The sequence below is a fragment of the Cellulosimicrobium cellulans genome (genome assembly GCF_042723955.1).
GTDB lineage: Bacteria > Actinomycetota > Actinomycetes > Actinomycetales > Cellulomonadaceae > Cellulosimicrobium > Cellulosimicrobium cellulans_H.
This window is the reverse complement of sequence record NZ_JBHXIC010000061.1, coordinates 14,584-28,203: the sequence shown is the minus strand read 5'-3', so window position 1 is coordinate 28,203 and position 13,620 is coordinate 14,584. Positions and strand designations below refer to the sequence as shown.

At 73.2% G+C, this 13,620-nt stretch carries 15 protein-coding genes; 7 read left to right on the top strand and 8 right to left on the bottom strand.

Translation table 11 applies throughout. From position 1 onward, the window contains the following. Window positions 1-244: 244 nt before the first annotated feature. From ACFWH7_RS15410 to ctaC, 3 genes are read right to left on the bottom strand one after another with little or no spacing between them, the layout of a single operon-like run. Entirely contained in the window at window positions 245-643 is a 399-nt protein-coding gene (locus ACFWH7_RS15410) for a cytochrome c oxidase subunit 4 (protein ID WP_047234280.1), read from the bottom strand. Beyond that, complete coding sequence (ctaD, locus tag ACFWH7_RS15405) at window positions 640-2,463, bottom strand: aa3-type cytochrome oxidase subunit I (RefSeq protein ID WP_141391287.1); 1,824 nt, start codon at window positions 2,461-2,463, stop codon at window positions 640-642. The genes ACFWH7_RS15410 and ctaD overlap by 4 nt, the downstream gene beginning before the upstream one ends. Then, window positions 2,463-3,383 (bottom strand): aa3-type cytochrome oxidase subunit II, encoded by a 921-nt coding sequence (ctaC, locus tag ACFWH7_RS15400; RefSeq protein ID WP_047234278.1) that lies wholly within the window; start codon window positions 3,381-3,383, stop codon window positions 2,463-2,465. The genes ctaD and ctaC overlap by 1 nt, the downstream gene beginning before the upstream one ends. Before the next feature lie 400 nt (window positions 3,384-3,783). Here ctaC and ACFWH7_RS15395 point away from each other — a divergent pair, with 400 nt between their 5' ends. Next, window positions 3,784-4,929 carry a cysteine desulfurase family protein gene (locus ACFWH7_RS15395; RefSeq protein ID WP_378217516.1) on the top strand — a complete coding sequence of 382 codons (1,146 nt, stop codon included), beginning with the start codon at window positions 3,784-3,786 and terminating at the stop codon, window positions 4,927-4,929. Continuing rightward, window positions 4,926-5,177: a sulfurtransferase TusA family protein gene (locus ACFWH7_RS15390; RefSeq protein ID WP_378217514.1), complete on the top strand. Its 252-nt coding sequence runs from the start codon at window positions 4,926-4,928 to the stop codon at window positions 5,175-5,177. The genes ACFWH7_RS15395 and ACFWH7_RS15390 overlap by 4 nt, the downstream gene beginning before the upstream one ends. A 99-nt stretch (window positions 5,178-5,276) precedes the next feature. Here the strand turns inward: ACFWH7_RS15390 and erpA are convergent, their stop codons facing one another. Beyond that, window positions 5,277-5,627, bottom strand: a complete 351-nt coding sequence (gene erpA / locus ACFWH7_RS15385; RefSeq protein WP_047234275.1) for an iron-sulfur cluster insertion protein ErpA — start codon at window positions 5,625-5,627, stop codon at window positions 5,277-5,279. A 191-nt stretch (window positions 5,628-5,818) separates the two neighbouring features. Between erpA and ACFWH7_RS15380 the strand changes: the two genes are divergently transcribed. Further along, window positions 5,819-6,247 carry a VOC family protein gene (locus ACFWH7_RS15380; RefSeq protein WP_378217511.1) on the top strand — a complete coding sequence of 143 codons (429 nt, stop codon included), beginning with the start codon at window positions 5,819-5,821 and terminating at the stop codon, window positions 6,245-6,247. A gap of 13 nt (window positions 6,248-6,260) precedes the next feature. Here the strand turns inward: ACFWH7_RS15380 and ACFWH7_RS15375 are convergent, their stop codons facing one another. Then, window positions 6,261-7,478 (bottom strand): glycerate kinase, encoded by a 1,218-nt coding sequence (locus ACFWH7_RS15375; protein ID WP_378217509.1) that lies wholly within the window; start codon window positions 7,476-7,478, stop codon window positions 6,261-6,263. A gap of 113 nt (window positions 7,479-7,591) precedes the next feature. Between ACFWH7_RS15375 and nadA the strand changes: the two genes are divergently transcribed. Both nadA and ACFWH7_RS15365 read left to right on the top strand, forming a co-directional pair. After that, window positions 7,592-8,800, top strand: a complete 1,209-nt coding sequence (nadA, locus tag ACFWH7_RS15370; RefSeq protein WP_378217521.1) for a quinolinate synthase NadA — start codon at window positions 7,592-7,594, stop codon at window positions 8,798-8,800. A 59-nt stretch (window positions 8,801-8,859) separates the two neighbouring features. Next, window positions 8,860-9,459, top strand: a complete 600-nt coding sequence (locus ACFWH7_RS15365; protein WP_378217507.1) for a DJ-1/PfpI family protein — start codon at window positions 8,860-8,862, stop codon at window positions 9,457-9,459. A gap of 31 nt (window positions 9,460-9,490) precedes the next feature. Here ACFWH7_RS15365 and ACFWH7_RS15360 read toward each other — a convergent pair whose 3' ends face one another. Next, the gene (locus ACFWH7_RS15360) at window positions 9,491-9,886 is read right to left on the bottom strand and encodes a DUF3817 domain-containing protein (protein WP_378217505.1); all 396 of its coding nucleotides are present in this window, start codon (window positions 9,884-9,886) and stop codon (window positions 9,491-9,493) included. A 95-nt stretch (window positions 9,887-9,981) separates the two neighbouring features. On the opposite strand from ACFWH7_RS15360, the gene ACFWH7_RS15355 reads away from it, so the two are divergent. Both ACFWH7_RS15355 and ACFWH7_RS15350 read left to right on the top strand, forming a co-directional pair. Next, window positions 9,982-10,512, top strand: coding sequence for an acyl-CoA thioesterase (locus ACFWH7_RS15355; RefSeq protein ID WP_378217503.1), 531 nt, complete (start codon window positions 9,982-9,984; stop codon window positions 10,510-10,512). Window positions 10,513-10,560: 48 nt separating this feature from the next. Next, on the top strand, window positions 10,561-11,382 hold the full coding sequence (locus ACFWH7_RS15350) for a VOC family protein (RefSeq protein WP_378217501.1): 822 nt from the start codon (window positions 10,561-10,563) through the stop codon (window positions 11,380-11,382). 37 nt (window positions 11,383-11,419) lie between these two features. On the opposite strand, the gene ACFWH7_RS15345 is transcribed toward ACFWH7_RS15350, so the two are convergent. Both ACFWH7_RS15345 and ACFWH7_RS15340 read right to left on the bottom strand, forming a co-directional pair. Further along, a complete protein-coding gene (locus tag ACFWH7_RS15345) occupies window positions 11,420-12,778 on the bottom strand; it encodes a dipeptidase (protein WP_378217519.1) in 1,359 nt (452 codons plus the stop codon). A 138-nt stretch (window positions 12,779-12,916) separates the two neighbouring features. Further along, window positions 12,917-13,600: a TetR/AcrR family transcriptional regulator gene (locus ACFWH7_RS15340; protein ID WP_378217499.1), complete on the bottom strand. Its 684-nt coding sequence runs from the start codon at window positions 13,598-13,600 to the stop codon at window positions 12,917-12,919. Window positions 13,601-13,620: the final 20 nt, after the last annotated feature.

Genomic DNA, 13,620 nt, shown 5'->3' with positions numbered 1-13,620 from the left:
CTTCGCACCTACAAAAAGCCCGGCCGGGGCGAGCACAACCCGCCCCCCCACGAGAAGGACTTGTGGGTCGTTATCCACCGGATAACGACCCTCATGTCGTGTTCGGCGCCCTACCGGCGGACCGGTTAGTCCGCCGTCACGAAGAGGTGCCGCGCTACGTCGTCGAGCAGGTCGACGAACGACGAACGGCCCGGCCCCCTTGCGGGGACCGGGCCGTTGGGACGTCGCGCGGACGTCAGGTCGATCAGTGGGCGTGCTGGCCGCGGGAGAACTCGAAGACCCAGCCGACGAGGGCGACCGCGGCGAGCGCGATCCCGACGTAGACGAGCCACCAGCCGACAGCGAGGCCGAGGAACACGATCGCGGCCGAGCCGGCGATCGCGAGCGGCCACCAGCTCCACGGGGCGTAGACGCCCTGGTCGCCGGCGCCCTGCTCGATAAGACCCTCGGGGTCGTCCTCGGGACGGGCGTCGATGCGCTTCGCCGTGAGCATGAGGTAGGCACCGATCATCGCGACCAGCGCACCGGTCAGGAGGATGGCGACCGACCCGACGGGCTCCCAGTGGCTCCAGAAGCCGTAGACGAGCCCTGCGGCGATGAAGAACGGCGTCCCGTAGAGGAACAGCTTGTACTCGACCTTCACTTCCCGGCCTCCTCGTCCGTCGTACCCGTGCGGGGTTCGTCGACGATCGTGGTCGTCGTCGAGTCGCTCGCGCTCTCTGTGCCGCTCAGACGGTCGAGCGCGACGCTCTTCTCGCCGCGACGGTCAGCCTCGCCGTACACCTTCTCGAGCACGTTCGGGTTCGGCTCGGCGTGGTCCATCGCCGCGACCTCGGGGTGGTGCAGGTCGAACGCGGGCGACTCGGAGCGGATGCGCGGCAGCGAGGTGAAGTTGTGCCGCGGGGGCGGGCTGGACGTCGCCCACTCGAGCGAGCGGCCGTAGCCCCAGGGGTCGTCGACCTCGACCTTGGGCGCGTTGCGCCAGGTCGTGTAGACGTTCCAGAGGAAGGGCAGGGTCGACGCCGCGAGGATGAACGCCCCGACCGTCGAGACCTGGTTCTCCCACGTGAAGCCGTCGGACGGCGCGTAGTCCGCGTAGCGACGCGGCATACCCTCGACACCCAGCCAGTGCTGGATCAGGAACGTGGTGTGGAAGCCGATGAACAGCAGCCAGAAGTGGAGCTTGCCGAGGCGCTCGTTGAGCATCCGGCCGGTGAACTTGGGCCACCAGAAGTAGAAGCCCGCGAACATCGCGAACACCACGGTGCCGAACACGACGTAGTGGAAGTGCGCCACGACGAAGTAGGAGTCGGACAGGTGGAAGTCCAGCGCAGGGCTCGACAGGATGACGCCCGTCAGACCACCGAAGAGGAAGGTCACGAGGAAGCCGATCGACCACAGCATCGGCGTCTCGAAGGTGAGCTTGCCTCGCCAGAGCGTGCCGATCCAGTTGAAGAACTTCACGCCGGTCGGGACAGCGATGAGCATCGTCATGAAGGCGAAGAACGGCAGCAGGACCGCGCCGGTCACGTACATGTGGTGCGCCCACACCGTGACGGAGAGCGCCGCGATGGCGATCGTCGCGTAGACGAGGCCCTTGTAGCCGAAGATCGGCTTGCGGGCGAAGACCGGGAAGATCTCGGAGACGATGCCGAAGAACGGCAGCGCGATGATGTAGACCTCAGGGTGCCCGAAGAACCAGAACAGGTGCTGCCAGAGGATCGCTCCCCCGTTCTCGGGGTTGAAGATCTGGGCACCGAAGCGCCGGTCGGCGCCGAGCGCGAAGAGCGCGGCGGCCAGGGGCGGGAACGCCATGAGCACGAGGAGGCTCGTGATGAGCGTGTTCCACGTGAAGATCGGCATGCGGAACATCGTCATGCCGGGCGCGCGCATGGTGATGATCGTCGTGATGAAGTTGACCGCACCGAGGATGGTGCCGAAGCCGGCGAGCGCGAGGCCGAACACCCACAGGTCTCCCCCGAGACCCGGACTGAACGTCGTGTTCGACAGCGGCGCGTACGCGAACCATCCGAACGAGGCCGCACCCTGCGGCGTGAAGAAGCCGGCCGAGGCGATGAGCCCGCCGAAGAGGTAGAGCCAGTACGCGAACATGTTCAGTCGCGGGAACGCGACGTCCGGCGCACCGATCTGCAGCGGCATGATGACGTTGGCGAACCCGGCGAACAGCGGGGTCGCGAACAGCAGCAGCATGATCGTGCCGTGCATCGTGAAGAGCTGGTTGTACTGCTCCTTGCTCTGCACGAGCTGGATCCCGGGCTCGAAGAGCTCCGCGCGGATCACGAGGGCCATGAGGCCGCCGATGCAGAAGAAGATGAACGACGTGATCAGGTACATGTACCCGATCGTCTTGTGGTCGGTGGACGTGACCCACTTGATCACGGTCCGACCGAGGGTCTGCCGCCGAGGGGCGAGACCGGGGATGACTTCGGCCTGCGCGACCATCAGTGCTCACCCTCCGTGCTAGCAGGGACGGGGTTCGGGTCCTGGAGGCGGCTGAACCCCTCCACCGGGATCTGGCCCTCCTGACCCTTCTCGCGGAGCTCCTCCATCTGCGCGTCGAACTCGGCGCGGTCCACGATCTCCACGTTGAAGAGCATCCCGGAGTGGTGCTCGCCGCAGAGCTCCGCGCACTTGCCGGCGTAGACGCCCTCGCGCTGCGGGGTGACCACGAACTCGTTGGTGCGGTGCGGGATCATGTCCAGCTTGTAGAGGAACGCGGGGATCCAGAAGGAGTGGATGACGTCGCGCGAGTCCAGGACGAAGCGGATGCTCTCGCCCGCAGGCAGGTACAGCGTCGGGAGTGCCTCCGACGTGCCCGGCGCCCCGTCGATCTCCGCGTCCTCCGTCATGGTGCCGCCGACGTCGGCGAGGTGCTGGCCGGACTCGTAGACGTCCTCGTCCACGTAGTTGAAGTCCCAGCTCCACTGCTTGCCGATGACCTGGACGGTCATGTCGGCCTCCACGTCCTTGTCCACGATCGCGCTCATGTCGCGGTCCGTGTAGAAGAACAGGACGAGGACCATGATGATCGGCACGGCCGTGTACATGATCTCGAGCGGCAGGTGGTACCGCGTCTGGACCGGGAGGCGGTGGTCGTCCTTGCGCTTGCGGTAGGCGGCGACGCACCACAGCATGAGGCCCCACGTGATGATGCCGACGATGAGGGCGGCGATCCACGAGCCGGTCCACAGCGACGTGATCCGGGCGGTCTGGTTGGTCACCTCCCCGTCCTCGTAACCGGGCAGGAACCCGCGCTGGACCGTGTCGCTGGCGCAGCCGGACGCCACCGCAGCGACGGCGACGGCGAGGGCCGTCGCCCGCAGGATGGTGCGCCGTGTGCGGCTAGGGGGTTGCGAGTGCAAGGGGGGCCTTTCACGTCACGTCCTGCCCGAACCCGTCTTTACGAGCCCAGCACAGGACCTTCGTCCTCGACACACGAAGCCTAGCGCGGGATTCCGCCCTTCGTGGCCCGGAACGCGCTGCGGACGGGCGAGATGCGGCACACGTCCTGGCCGGTCAGGGCGGGTTCACCACACCCGCGGCAGGTCTGTCAGATCCTTGCCACACCGACGCTCCGAGCGGCGGAGCGGTACCGTGCCGGTGGAGCGTCCGGACGCGCGCCGACACCCCGTCGCGGTCCGCGCGAGCGCAACGATCCGACGCCCCGCGGGAGGCCACGGCGCGCCCGCCCGGGCGGGGCCGGCCGGCTCTCCCGGCCCGCGCCGTGCCCTGCGACGCGACCGCCAGCGCCCTGGAGGCCATGTGACACACACCACCCCCGATCGCCGGGTCCGCCTCGACAACGGCGGGCGTGCGCCCTGGCACCCGCTCGCGCGCGAGGCCTTCGACCGTGCGCTCGACGACGGCTGGGCCGACCCCCGCCGCCTGCACGCGGAGGGCCGCCGCGCCGCCGCGCTGCTCGACGGCGCGCGCGAGGCCGTCGCCGCCGCGCTCGGCGCGCGGACGGAAGAGGTGGTCTTCACCGCGAACCACACGGCGTCCCTGCACACCGGGGTCGCGGCGCTCGCCGGCGGCCGGTCGCGCGTGGGACGACGTGTCGTGGTCGGTGCGGTCGAGCGCGCCGCGGTCCTGCACGCCGCCGAGCACGGCGGCCTCGAGCGCGAGGTCGTCGGCGTGGACCGCGTCGGTCGGGTCGATGCCCCGGCGATGCTCGACGCCGTCGCCCGCCCGGGCGTCGCGCTCGCCGCCCTCCAGCTCGCCAACGGCGAGGTGGGCACGCGCCAGCCGGTCGCGACGGTGCACGAGGCGGCGCGCGCCTCGGGGGTCCCCCTGCTCGTCGACGCGGGGGCGACCCTGGGCCACGACGAGGTCCCGCAGGCGTGGGACGCGCTGGCCGCCGACCCTGCCGACTGGGGCGGAGGTCCCGGCGTCGGGGTCCTGGCCATCCGGTCCCGCGTACGACGGCGCAGCCCGTTCCCCGAGGACGCCGACCCGTGGGCCCCCGGCGGGGTGTCCGTGCCCGCGGCGTTCGCGGCCGCCGTCGCTCTCCAGGCGGTGCTGGCGGACCGTGAGGCCGAGGACGCGCGGCGACGCGCGCTCGTCGACCGGGTCCGCGCCCGTGTCGCCGAGATCCCCGACGTCGACGTGGTGGGCGACCCGCTCGACCGCCTGCCGCACGTGGTGACGTTCTCGTTCCTCTACGTGGACGGGGAGGCGCTGCTCACCGACCTCGACCGCGAGGGGATCGCCGTCGGCTCGGGCTCGGCCTGCACGTCGAGCACGCTCGAGCCGTCGCACGTGCTGGCCGCGATGGGCGTCCTCACGCACGGCAACGTGCGCATCGCGCTCGACCGCTCCACGAGCGAGGCGGACGTCGACCGCCTGCTCTCCGCGCTGCCCGGGGCCGTCGCCCGCGTGCGCGCCACGCTGGGGGTGCAGGGCCTGTGACGGGCGAGGCCCCCGAGGTGGTCGACGCGCGCGGGCTGCGCTGCCCCCTCCCGGTGATCCGGCTCGCCGCGGCGGCACGCGACCGGCAGCCCGGAACGCGCCTGACGGTGTGGTCGACCGATCCCGCGGCGCGCCTCGACGTCCCGGCCTGGGCGCGGATGCGCGGTCACTCGGTGGTCGACGAGGTGCCGCTCCCCTGCACAGAGAACGCCGACGCCTGGGCCATCACGGTCGAGCTCGGCCCCTGACGGCGGTCTCGCACCGCACGACGCGAGCCCGGCCACCCGCGGGGCGGGTGACCGGGCTCGTGCGGTCGCGATCGGCGTGCGCGCGGCACGCCGGGCGGGTCAGCTGAAGGAGCCGCCGCAGGCGCAGGCGCTGCCCGCGTTGGGGTTGTCGATCGTGAAACCCTGCTTCTCGATCGTGTCGGCGAAGTCGATCGTCGCGCCCTCGAGGTAGGGGACGCTCATCTTGTCGACCACGACCTCGACGCCGTCGTAGTCGCGCAGCGCGTCGCCGTCGAGCACGCGCTCGTCGAAGTAGAGCTGGTAGATCAGGCCGGAGCAGCCGCCGGGCTGCACCGCGACGCGCAGGCGCAGGTCGTCGCGACCCTCCTGCTCGAGGAGGGTGCGGACCTTGTCCGCGGCCCCGTCGGTCAGGTTGACGCCGTGCGTGGCAATGTCGGTGGTCTCGCTCATCTCGTCTCCGCGCTGTCGGGGGCACTGGTGCCCCGGTGGTGGCCGGCTTCTACGGACCTCTCGAGAGAGATCCCGTCAGGTCCTCAACACCACTCGTGCCGGTCGTGTTCCCGAGTCTACGACCACGGCGCGGCGTACGGTCGAACGGAGCCCGCGCCCTACCGGTGGCGCGGCCCGCCGACGGGAGACGCATGGACCAGTCGCTGCACTTCGTCACGGTCGCGACGCGCGACCTCGACGCCGCGCGGAGCTTCTACGGCGCGCTCGGCTGGACCGCGCAGCTCGACGTTCCCGGGGAAATCGTCTTCTACCGCTCCGCGGCGGGCCAGCTCCTCGGGTTCTTCGAGGAGTCGGCCTTCGCGCGCGACGCCGGCACGCCGGACGCCACACCGGCGACGACAGGCCTCACGCTGTCGCACAACGTGGGGTCCCGGGCCGCGGTCGTGGAGCTCGTGCACGCGATGGTCGCCGCGGGCGGGACCGTCCGCAAGGAGCCGCAGGAGGGCGAGTTCGGCGGCGTCTTCCACGCCCACGTCGCCGACCCCAACGGCCTGGTGTGGGAGGTCGCGCACAACCCGGCCTGGTCCGTCCGCGCGGACGGGACCGTCGACCTCGGCTGAGGAGCCGCTGACGTCAGCCGCGCGACCAGGTGCGCGCGACGCGCTCCACGCGGGCGCGCGCATCACCGTCGCCCCACGCGTACGCGCCGCTGAGTCCTGCGGCGGCCTGCTCGCGCCGCCCGGCGACGACCGCGCGCGCCACCACGACGACGGGGAGCGCGTGCTGGGCCGCGCGGGAGGCGACCTCGTGCACCGTCCCGTCCCCCAGCTCGTGCGCCCCGAGCTCGTCCGCGAGCACGACGACGACGTCCACGCCCGCGAGGCGAGCGTCGAGGCCCAGGTCGTCGGCGACGACGCGCAGCGCGGGCACGAGCCGCCCGCCCAGGGCCACGACGGCGTGGGCGAGCCCGCCCCCGCTGCCGGCCCCCGGCAGACCCGCCAGGCGACGGCCCGCCGTCGACGCGGCGAGGAGGTCCCTCCCGGCGAGCGCACCCCTGGGGTCGCTGTCGTCCGCCGTCACGCGGTCGACGGCGGACGCCACGTCGTGCGCGACTGCGCCGAGCGCGCGCTCGAGGTGCTGGGCCACCGCAGGGTCCACACCGTGGGCGTCGAGCGCCGCGCTCGCCCCGTGCAACCCCAGCAGCGGGACGTCCGCCGCGACGGCTGCGACGAGGTCGGTGCCGCCCAGCGCGGCCCGCGCAGCCCGCACGACGTCGGCCGGGACGGCGGTCGGGAGGCCTCCGGCGCGCTCCGGCGCCCCGGCGAGCGCCAGGAGCGCGCCGAGCCCGCCGTCGTGGCTCGTGCTCCCACCGGTGGCGAGGACGACACGCCCGGGCGCCCCGGCCGGTCCGCGCGCGGCCTCGGCCGCGAGCGCCAGGAGGTGCCCGACGGCGGTCGAGGACCGCCCGGGCACGGCCACGGGCCCCGCGTCGAGCTCGAGCACCTCGACCGCGCCCGTCGCGGGCACCTGGGAGGCGTCGACGTAGACGGTCCGGCGCGTGCCGGTGCCGTCGCCGCCCGGCGTCCGACGGACCGCGACCGGCACGTCGTCCCCGCCCGGCCCCGGGACCACCCCGGCCAGGACCTCGGGCGCGACGGGCGCGACCGCGTCGAGGAACGGCGGCCCGGACGCCGCGAGCGCCACGGTCTCGACCGTGGCGTGCGGCGCCCACCAGCCCGCGACGTCGTCGAGCGTCGGCCCGGCGGGGGCGGGTGGCGACGAGGTCTCCCCGACCGGCCACGCGCCGTCGGGCACGGGCGGGACGGCGGACCCGGTGAGCAGCACGCGCATGCCCGGATTGTGCCAGGGCCGAGGGCCGTCCGGTCCCCGCAGGACGCCCGCTCGACCAGGCGGCGCTGTGCGACGATGGTCCCGTGAGCACTGGTAGCACCTTGCTGTCGTCCGTGAGCGGACCGAACACCTCGCGCCAGGGCGGGTTCGCCGAGCCCAGTCCTTCCGCCCTGCTCCTGCTGGGACAGGGCCGTGACCTCGCGTCCGAGCGCGGGGTCGAGTGCGTGGGCGACCTGCCCGCGCCGAGCGACCCCGACCTCGTGGAGCGCGCCCGGGTGGCGCGCGCCGCGCTGGGCGAGCGCGCGTTCGTCCTGGGTCACCACTACCAGCGCGACGAGGTCATCGACTTCGCCGACGTGACGGGCGACTCGTTCAAGCTCGCGCGCGAGGCCGCGGCGCGCCCCGAGGCGGAGTTCATCCTGTTCTGCGGTGTCCACTTCATGGCCGAGAGCGCCGACATCCTCACGTCGGACACGCAGCAGGTCGTGCTGCCGGACCTCGCGGCCGGCTGCTCGATGGCGGACATGGCCGCGATCGACCAGGTCGAGGACGCGTGGGACGTGCTCGAGGAGGTCGGCATCGCCGACTCGACGATCCCCGTGACGTACATGAACTCCTCGGCCGCGATCAAGGCGTTCACGGGTCGCCACGGCGGAACCGTGTGCACGTCGTCGAACGCGGAGGTCGCGCTGCGCTGGGCGTTCGACCAGGTGGGTGGCGTGGACGGCACGGGCAAGGTGCTGTTCCTCCCGGACCAGCACCTGGGCCGCAACACCGCGGTGCTCAAGCTCGCGATGTCGCTCGACGAGTGCGTCGTGTTCGACCCGCGCAAGCCGAACGGCGGCCTCACCGACGCCGAGCTGCGCGACGCGCGCATGATCCTGTGGCGTGGGCACTGCTCGGTGCACGGGCGGTTCTCCGCGAAGAACGTGAGCGACATGCGCGCCGCGGTGCCGGACGTCAACGTGCTCGTGCACCCCGAGTGCAAGCACGAGGTCGTCACGGCCGCGGACTTCGTCGGGTCGACGGAGTACATCATCAAGATGCTCGACGCCGCCGAGCCGGGCTCGTCCTGGGCGATCGGGACCGAGCTCAACCTGGTGCGCCGCGTCGCGCGCGCCCACCCGGACAAGCAGGTGCACTACCTCGACTCGACGGTGTGCTTCTGCTCGACGATGAACCGGATCGACCTGCCGCACCTCGTGTGGGCCATGGAGTCGCTCGTCGCGGGGCGCGTGGTGAACCGGATCGTCGTGGACGCGGACGACGCGCACTGGGCGCGCGTCGCGCTCGACCAGATGCTCGCCCTGCCGGGCATCTAGGGCGCTCGGACGCAGGAGCCGACGAGAGCCTCGAGACGCCGGGGCACGCGGAGGTAGGCATGAGCACCGGGAACGGGATGAACGTCGGGATCTTCGTCTTCGACGAGGCGGAGGAGCTCGACGTCGCCGGACCGTTCGAGGTCCTGACCGCCTGGGCCGAGCACTCCGCGCTCAAGCCGCACGTGTCCACGTTCTCGTGGGACGGCGGCGGTGTGCGGCTCGCGAAGGGTCTTCGGCTGCTCCCGGACCGCTCGGCGGACGACGTCGGTCCCCTGCACCTGCTGGTCTACCCCGGCGGGTGGGGAACCCGTTCCCTGCTCGCCGACCGCGTGCACCTCGAGTGGCTGCGCGCGATGCGCGCCCAGACCCCGGTCATCGCGAGCGTGTGCACGGGCTCGCTCGTGCTCGCGGCCGCGGGACTGCTCTCGGGGCGGCCCGCGACGACGCACTGGGAGCACTACGACGAGCTGGCGGAGATCGACCCGAGCGTCGTGGTCGACACCGAGGCGCGGTTCGTCGACGACGGCGACGTCGTCACGTCCGCGGGCGTGTCCGCGGGGATCGACATGGCGCTGCACCTGGTCGCACGCCTGGAGAGCGAGGACGTGGCCCGCGCCGTGCGCCGCGGGATCCAGTACGACCCCGACCCGCCGGTCTGAGCCGCGGGCGCACCGGCCCGGCGCGCGAGCGTCAGTCGCGGGCGACGACCGCCGTGCGCGCCGGGGCCGTGTAGCGGCCCGTCCGGTGCGCCCAGACGTCGAGGACGACGGTGCAGAACGGCGGGACCGTCGCGGCGAGCGCGAGAAAGGTCGTCCAGAGCGACCAGCGGACGCGCACGGCGACGAGCACGGCGAGCGCCACGTAGACGAGCACGAGGGCGCCGTGGACCGGTCCGAAGATCTCCACGCCGCGCTCGGTCGTGCCGGCGACCCACTTGAGGTACATACCGACGAGCAGCCCGGCCCAGGAGAACGCCTCGGCGATCGCGACCGCCCGGAAGGCGCGGACCTGCCATGGGTGCGCCGGGGCCGGAGACCCGGTGTCGGCGGTGGCGGTGGGGCGAGGGGCGGGGCTCGTCGTCGTCACGGCGCGCATCCTCGCACACGGAGATGAGGGGCCCTCCCAGACGTCGGCGCCGTCAAGTACCCGATACCGCTGGTGCGGGGTAGTAGCCTGCCCGGGTGACCCGCCAGATCCAGCTCCTCGTCGCCAGCACGATGCCGCGCAAGGCCGTGCCGGGCCGCGGCGTCCTCGAGCCGTCCGTCACCCGCATGCGCGTGCACCCGGGCGACCTCGACTTCTACCTGCACGTCAACAACGGTGTGTACCTGCAGATGATGGACGTCGCGCGCAGCAACTTCATCGCCGACCTCGGCGGGTTCCCGCTGCTCAAGGAGAAGGGCTGGTACCCCGTCGTCGCCGCGTCGACCATGAAGTACCGCCGCTCCTTGCAGCTCTGGGATCGCTTCGAGATCGCGACGCGCGTCCTCGGGTGGGACGAGCGCGTCGTCTACCTGGAGCAGGTGTTCTCGCGCGACGGCGACCTGTGCGCGCGCGGCCTCGTCGCGGGCCGGTTCCTCGCGAGGGGGTCCGGCGACCGGATCGCGGCGCCCGCCGTGGTCGGCCTCCTCGGCGGCGACGTCGCCTCGCCCGAGCTCCCGGACGACGTCGCCCGGTGGTCCCGGGCGGTCGACGTCGCGCACCGCGGCTGACCGCCCAGCACCCTGGTCGCGCGCGGGGTCGGGTGCTTCGATGGCTGGGTGACCGCCGACCGAGCACCTGACCCCGACCCGCACCCCGACGACGCGACCACCGACCCGTTCGACGCGACCATGGTCCCGGCCCTGCCCTGCCGGGACATCGACGAGCTGCGCGACTTCTGGACCGCGCTCGGGTTCGACGTGACCTACCGCCAGCTCCGGCCCAACCCGTACCTCGCGGTACGGCGTGGCGGCGTGGACATCCACTACTTCGGGCTCGACGGCCTCGAGCCGCAGGACAGCTACAGCACCTGCATCGTCGTGGTGGAGGACACCGAGCCCGTCTTCGAGGCGTTCGCCGCGGGGCTGCGCGCCCGCTACGGGCGCCTGCCGCTCACGGGATTCCCCCGCATCACCCGCCCGCGGCGCCGCGCGAACGCGGGCGGTACGACGGGCTTCAGCGTCGTGGATCCCGCCGGCAACTGGGTGCGCGTGATGCGCCGCTCCCCTGCCGCGACGCCCACCACGGACACGGCCGGGAACTCCGCCGTCGACACCTACGCCGCGCGCCCCGCCGGACGGCTCGCCCGCGCGCTGGACGACGCGGTCGTGCAGGCCGACTCGCACGGCGACCCGGTCCAGGCGCGCAAGATCCTCGCGGGCGCGCTGCGGCGCGCCGGGGACGACGCCGACGCTGCCGACCGCGTCCGCGCGCTCGCGTACCTCGCCGAGCTGGCCGTCCGGGCGGGCGACCCCGACGCGGCCCGCACGCTCCTCGACGACCTCGACGCGCTGGCGGGCGGCCTCGACCCCCAGGTGCGAGACGCCCTCGGGCCGACCCTCACCGAGGCCACCGAGCTGCGGGCGGCGCTCCCCGGCTGACCGGGCGAGCGCCGCCGCGCGCGGGACGACGCCGGCGTCAGGCGACCGCGCCGCCGAGCCGGGCGAGCAGCAGCGCCTCCGCGAGCACGACCTTCTCGAGCTCGCCGAGGTGCACCGACTCGTTGGCGCCGTGGGCGCGGGAGTCCGGGTCCTCGACGCCCGTCACGAGGATCGCCGCGTCGGGGAACACCTCGAGCAGGTCGGCGATGAACGGGATCGACCCGCCCACGCCGATGTCGACGGGGTCGGTGCCCCACGAGGTCGCGAACGCCCAGCGCGCGGCCCGCATCGCTTCGGAGTCGCCGGGCGCGAGGAACGGCTTGCCCTGCTCGCCGTCGCGCACGGTGACGCGCGCGCCGAGCGGCGCGCTCGACTCCAGGTGGGTGCGCAGCGCCGCCATCGCGGCGGCCGGGTCCTGCCCCGGCGCGAGGCGCACCGAGAGCTTCGCGGTCGCGCGCGGGGTGAGGGTGTTGGACGCGTGCGCGACGCTCGGTGCGTCGAGACCGATGACGGCGATCGCGGGCTTGGTCCACAGCCGCCCGGCGATGCTCCCCTCCCCGGCGAGCGCGGCGCCGTCGAGGAGCGACGAGTCGGCCCGGAAGTCGGCCTCGGCGTAGTCGACGGTCGGCTCGGCCGCCGTGACCAGCCCGGGCACGGCGACGTTGCCCGCGTCGTCGTGCAGGGTCGCGATCAGCCGCGCGAGCAGCGTCACGGCGTCGAGCACGGGGCCGCCGAACATGCCCGAGTGCACCGCGTGGTCGAGCACCGCGACCTGGACCTCGCAGTCGACGAGGCCGCGCAACGACGTCGTGAGCGCAGGGACGCCGATCTTCCAGTTGGACGAGTCGGCGACGACGATGACGTCGGCCGCGAGCAGGTCGCGGTACTGCGTGAGGAAGGGCAGGAACGTCGGCGAGCCGATCTCCTCCTCGCCCTCGACGAAGACCGTCACCCCGACCGGGAGATCGCCGACCTCCGTCAGGGCGCGCAGCGCGCCCAGGTGCGCCACGACGCCCGCCTTGTCGTCGGCCGCGCCACGGCCGTACAGGCGCCCGTCGCGCTCGGTCGGCTCGAAGGGGTCGGTCTCCCACGCGGCGGTGTCGCCCGGGGGCTGCACGTCGTGGTGCGCGTACAGCAGGACGGTCGGGGCGCCGTCGGGCGCGGGGCGGCGCGCGACGACGGCGGGCGCGCCCTCCGTGCCGTCCGCGGCGCGAGCACGCAGCACCTGGACCTCGGGCATGCCGGCGTCGCGCAGGAACGCGGCGACGGCGTCCGCGCTCGCCGCGACGTGCGCCTGGTCGAACGCGGCGTTCGAGACGCTGGGCACGCGCACGAGGGACTCGAGGTCGGCGCGCAGCGCGGGGAACAGGCGGGCGACGGTCTCGCGGAGCGTGATCGCGAGCTCGGGGCCGGGCGCGGTGCCGGGCGCGGGGACGTTGGGTTCTGGTGAGTTCGTCACGACGAGCACGGTACGACAACCGGGCGTGCTGCGAGCGCCGCGGCCCGGCGACCCGTCCCTCCGCCGGAGCGGTCGTCAGTCGGGGAGGTGGACGTGCGGCGCGCCCGGCCCGCCCCTGTGCTCGAGCTCGAGCGCTGCACTGCGCGCGAGGAGCGCGTCGTAGTCCACGGCGAGGCCCCGCAGGACGAGCTCGATCACGCTCTCCGCCTCCTCGTCGCTCAGGTGCGTGTCGCCGAACAGCGCGCGGTACTGCACCAGCGACGCGAAGAGGTCGACGACCTGGTCCTGATCGACGTCCTCGCGCAGGTCGCCACGCGTCGCGGCGTGGGCCAGGGTCGCAGCCACCGCGCGACGCGACGGTTCGACCACCACGGCGAGGTAGCGCTCGCGCAGGGCCGGTTCGGACGCACACTCGGCATACAGTGCGGCGAGCACGTCCGGCCGGGTCGCGCGGTAGGCAGCGAGGAAGACACCCAGGCTCTCCCCCAGGTCGCACAGCGTGCACCCGGTGTCCGGCGCTTCCGGGACGCTCAGCCGTTCTGCGACCGCGGCGAGGGCGAGCGGCGCGCGACCCGCCCAGCGACGATAGATCGCGGGCCTCGTCGTCCCGGCACGACGCGCGACCTTCTCGAGCGTCAGGTCCGTGTATCCCCCGGAGTCCAGGAGCTCCGCCGCCGCGTCGAGCACCGCACGGTCGATGTGGGGGTCGCGCGGCCTCCCCCCACCACCGCGCACGGTGACTCCGGGGGCGCTGGACATGCTCGTGATCGTAGCCGTCG